Origin of the sequence: Methylorubrum podarium (assembly GCF_022179745.1) — a bacterium.
In the GTDB taxonomy this organism is placed as follows: domain Bacteria; phylum Pseudomonadota; class Alphaproteobacteria; order Rhizobiales; family Beijerinckiaceae; genus Methylobacterium; species Methylobacterium podarium.
In genome coordinates this window covers 1-4,214 of the sequence record NZ_BPRD01000611.1, presented here as the reverse complement: position 1 = coordinate 4,214, position 4,214 = coordinate 1, and the positions used below count along the sequence as shown (strand labels likewise).

Here is a 4,214-nt window from a genome sequence, read left to right as displayed (position 1 = left end):
GTCGCTGAAAAGGGTCGCGCTCAGGCGACCCTTTTCAGCGACCGTATAGGTCGTCGTCAGGAGCGTGGTGCCGCCGATATAAAGGAAGTTCCAGCCGACGCCGAGGAACACGAGAGCTGCGGCGAAGGATGAAAAGCCGGTGCCGGTCAGCGCCATGATGATATGGCAGGCAAAGAGCACAATACCTGACAGCATGATACGCTGCACGCCAAAGCGCGCAATGAGCGAACCTGTGAAAAATGACGGCAGGAACATGCCTAGCACATGAAGCTGGATAACGGTCGCGGTTGTCGAAAGATCATGATGATGGTGGGTCATCGCGATTGGTGTTGCAGTCATGGCGAGGATCATGATCCCGTAGCCGGTCGCCGCGCCGAACAGAGCGGCGAGATAGGGCGGCTGCGACACGATGGTCAGCCAGGGCCGGCCTGGCGCTAACGGCATGAATTTCGACCACATGCCGGAGCTGAAATGGCTTGTTGGATACCCATGGGCATTAGGGCTTATGATCGCGTCAGCAATCCTCCCGTACTATTACTTCAAGCGGCGCGGCTGGCTGTAGGGATCTGGCCCATTGATCTGAACGGGGGGGCGACCGTTCACCGCAAGTCTATCCTCGTTCATCAATCCTATTCCCATCCCGGCCCGCCACGCTGCGGTCCCATCGGGTTCTGTCTCGCCTGCGCCAGGCGTTCCTGCATCCGCGCGCGGCGACTATCTGCCGCCGTCCGCGATTGCTCATCGGTGCTGTCAGCTGTGATGTCCTGCGCGGTTTCGCGGACCTCGCGTTCACGCTGTTCGGTCTGCGCCATCCGCAGCTGATCGTCGACACGGGTTTCCCTCACCAGATCGCGGATAAGGCTCCGCCGCTCACGCGCCTCGATCATGTCGAGCGCGGCTTCGCGCCGTTCGATGCCTTTCTTCTCGCGTCCATGCCGGCGGTCCAGTGCCTCGTTTTCGAGGCGGTGCCGCTCTGCCGGATTGAGGGTCGGGTTGCGCCGCAAATGGCCAACCACGGACCGGAGACCCGGCACGCGCTCAAGCAGCCCGAAGAGCGCGCCAGCGACGACGTTAAACAACCGGCCATCCTCAGCCTTCTGCGCCGCGTGCAGCGCCATGCGCTCGCTCGCATGGGTCAGGGCCAGCTTCTGGCTCCGCTCGTCGATGACGCGCCTGCGCCTTGCCGCCTGCTTGGCGGCAAGGTCGGCAGCCGACTTCGCGCCGCGCTGCCGGGCCTTCTCACGCAGCCGCTCATCGACCGCCCGCTGCCGGGCGGCTTGCTCGGCCTGTGCGGCCTCGACCGTCGGCAGGGTCTCTGCCGGCATCGAAGCAAGGCGGGCTTTCACATCCTTCGTACGCGCGCCGTCGATCTGTCGGGCAAGGGCATGAACATGTCCGGCCCGATCCACGACGACATAAGCGCGCCGCTCACCCTGGGCGAGGACATAGCCAGCGCGCTCCAATCCCACGCGGAAGGTCTCGGCGGAGTCGGATGAGCGGTAGATGGCGGTCACAGTGCTGCGGCGCTGCTCCGGCGTAATGCCGGAGGCCTCGGCCATGGCCTTTTCGGCGAAGGTCACGTCGCGGGTTTTCTCGAACCGGGCATCGCCCCGGTCCTCAGCAAGCCCGGAAGGCAAGGGAAGACCATAGGCATGGGCCAGCTCCCGCGCGCAGGTGCGAAGCTTCATGTGGTCATGGCTCATCGGGACGGCGCGCATGTTGGCGACATCGATCCTGGACCAGACGACATGGCAATGCTCACGCCCGTTCTTCACGTGGAAGACCACGGCGCGCGGCTGGCCGGACAGGCCCAGTTTGTCCTCGATGTGGTCAATAGCGGCCATGTACTGCTCGCGGCTCAGCGGCTCGGCCGGGTTGATGGCGAGGCTGTAGAGGGGCTGCTTGCAGCGGGTCGCACGGGCAATGCCGGCGAACTCCGCCAGCGCCCCATGTAGGTCATCGGCCACGACGCCGCGCAGCTGTGCGATCTCGACACGCGTGTTGTCGTACTCGTTCGACAGATGCGTCGCGAGATCCGCTGCCCCGGTGCGCTGGTTGCCTTTCAGGATCATGGCCGCATTCCCAGGGCCTGAAGGCAGGCGGTACGCATTTCAGCGAGGTCTCGCCATGCAGCCGTGAGGTTCGGATCGTCCACCGGGACAACGCCGGACACCTGCATGCCGCGCAGCGCATCGGCAATGTCACCGAGCTGGCGGAGCACACGGGCAGCGTCCTCCCGGCCAAGGGCGGTACGGCCAGCGGGCTGGTTCAACGCCGCAAGGCGCAGGAAGGAAGCCACGGGCAAGCCCGCGCCGTCGGCCAGCTGGCGGACGGCCTCGGCTTCCTGATCGTTGAACCTGGCGGACAACGTCCTTTGGCGCTGTCGCTTTTCGCTGGCCTTTGCCACGGCCGCCTCCTATCGCGCATCCAGGGTCGCGTGATCCCTGGCCGGTCCAGCGGCACGTCAGTCGTGCATCGGCGCTGGTCCATGGGTGGTCCAGGAGGGAGAGGTGAAATCACCCTCCTGGTCGATGGGTGATCCAAGAGGGAGAGCGAAGTCACCCTAATGGTCCATGGGTAGTCCAGAAGGGAGAGGTGAAATCTCCCTCTGGTCCGGTGCAGCGGGATACGCTGCAATCGTCCGGCAAGGCTCGATGCCAATGCCGGACGATGAGCCCGGGGATGCAACGGGGGGCGGCACGTGAGCCCCCCTTGCCAAGATGGAGCGCGGACTCTCCGCGCGCACATCTTGCAACGCTCAGTAAGGTGTAATTTCAATTGTATGGGATCAAGGTTCAGGAACGCCAGAAAAACGCTCCGGACAGCCTCAAGCATTCAGCGAGGCTTCATTTGCGCTGTAATCTACAGGACTTAGCGTCGTTGGTCAAATTCTGGTCACTCTGACTTAAAGCGACTTATCGAGATTTGTTTTTGCGCTATCACGACGTCCACTTCCCAGTTTATCGAAATTACTTCTCGGAACTCTTAAAATTCGATACAATTTTATCTATTCCAATTTCGACGTATTGAATTCGAGCAATCATCCGTTCCCCAAAAATTGCGATTCAGCCTCGACGACGTAATCAGCGAGGGCGTCATTGACTCTGCATTCAGCGGCGATGACACTCGGCCAGCGACCTTTGCCGTCGGGACAGAAGGGCGCGTTCCAATCTTCGATGAGGATGCGTGCGAGAGGCAGGTTGTCCGTGCCAACCGCGATGTGCAGCGCCGTGAGTCCGGTGACGGAGTCGCCAGCGCTCACATCCGCTCCGTCCTCCAGCGCGGCGATCACGCCGGCGCTGTCGGCAGCGTAGGCGGCTCGCAGAAGAGCGCCGTTCGGGTCGTGGCTGCCGGAGCGGTTACGGCCGCGCTGTGGGGTTTGAGCGGCCATTAACTGCCCTCCTTGGCGCGGTCAAAGAGTACGGGCGTACTGCTATGGGGCGATGCCCCTGTAGCTGGCCCGGCATCGAGCCCGGCGCGCGATTCATGACCTTGGCCTCCCAGCCGGCCATCGGCCACCCAGTCGAGCCAATAGATGCGCGGCGTCCCTGTCAGGACGTTGCGCATCACGACGAAGAACGAGCCATTCGGATGAATGGCGATGCCCTCGTAAGCGCGGCGGGGTGTGGTCGCCGCGCTCGCCTCGGCCGGGGGCCTGCGGTCCCAGTTGCTGACAAACTCCCGGACAATGGCAAAGGGGTGAGCGGGGGCCGGGTCGATCTCAACGGCAGAAAAGGGCACCCAGTCCTCGGCGTCCCCTCGGTACACCCGCATCCCGCCGCCGGGGTCGGCAGCGCGCCGGGAACGGCCGCTATAGCGGCCGGTCATCTCCGGCGGGACCGGGCGACAATCATGCCCGTCCCGCCAGACCCCGAGAAAGGCGGCCATTTGCTCGCCGAAGGCGGCAAGGGGATCGCTGTCCGGCAGGGTGCCGACGAACTCGGCGCAAAAGCGGATGAGAGCGTCGTTGGAGCGGTGGGTGTCGCCGAGGAACCGCTGAAGCGTCTTCAAAGGCACGCGGTCGAGCGACAGATTGTTCGCCGCCGCGATCTCCTTCTGGAGCGTAGGGACGCCGATGGCGCGCTGCTGCATGTACCGCAGCAACGCGCGGCGGATGCGGTCGCGGTCCGCCAGATCAAAACGGTTCTTGGTCTCCGCCGTCCGCGCTGTCTCCATGCCGCAACCTGACCAGCCTTTGCCCAATCCGGGCATAC

Annotated in this window: 5 protein-coding genes and 1 pseudogene; 1 reads left to right on the top strand and 5 read right to left on the bottom strand. The window is 63.8% G+C overall.

Translation table 11 applies throughout. The annotated features are described in order from the left end of the window. Positions 1-459 (bottom strand): MFS transporter (locus MFF42_RS24675; RefSeq protein ID WP_507763121.1); only part of this gene is annotated, 459 nt, incomplete at its 3' end. On the opposite strand from MFF42_RS24675, the pseudogene MFF42_RS24670 reads away from it, so the two are divergent. After that, a pseudogene (locus MFF42_RS24670) lies at positions 440-562 on the top strand (CorA family divalent cation transporter); the annotation flags it as partial. The gene MFF42_RS24675 and the pseudogene MFF42_RS24670 overlap by 20 nt on opposite strands. 67 nt (positions 563-629) lie before the next feature. On the opposite strand, the gene MFF42_RS24665 reads toward MFF42_RS24670, so the two are convergent. From MFF42_RS24665 to MFF42_RS24650, 4 genes are all read right to left on the bottom strand, one after another. Further along, entirely contained in the window at positions 630-2,072 is a 1,443-nt protein-coding gene (locus MFF42_RS24665) for a relaxase/mobilization nuclease domain-containing protein (RefSeq protein ID WP_238258577.1), read from the bottom strand. Next, the gene (locus MFF42_RS24660; RefSeq protein ID WP_238258575.1) at positions 2,069-2,407 is read right to left on the bottom strand and encodes a plasmid mobilization protein; all 339 of its coding nucleotides are present in this window, start codon (positions 2,405-2,407) and stop codon (positions 2,069-2,071) included. The genes MFF42_RS24665 and MFF42_RS24660 overlap by 4 nt, the downstream gene beginning before the upstream one ends. Positions 2,408-3,040: 633 nt before the next feature. Next, entirely contained in the window at positions 3,041-3,391 is a 351-nt protein-coding gene (locus MFF42_RS24655; RefSeq protein ID WP_238258573.1) for an ankyrin repeat domain-containing protein, read from the bottom strand. Next, positions 3,391-4,214, bottom strand: an 824-nt coding sequence (locus tag MFF42_RS24650) for a hypothetical protein (protein WP_238258572.1), incomplete at its 5' end; no start/stop codon positions are given. The genes MFF42_RS24650 and MFF42_RS24655, both read right to left, overlap by 1 nt.

What these genes read in the sequence shown, in the direction of transcription:
- MFF42_RS24655 (WP_238258573.1), bottom strand. Translation starts at nt 3,391, where the DNA reads ATGGCCGCTCAAACCCCACAGCGCGGCCGTAACCGCTCCGGCAGCCAC.
- MFF42_RS24665 (WP_238258577.1), bottom strand. Translation starts at nt 2,072, where the DNA reads ATGATCCTGAAAGGCAACCAGCGCACCGGGGCAGCGGATCTCGCGACG.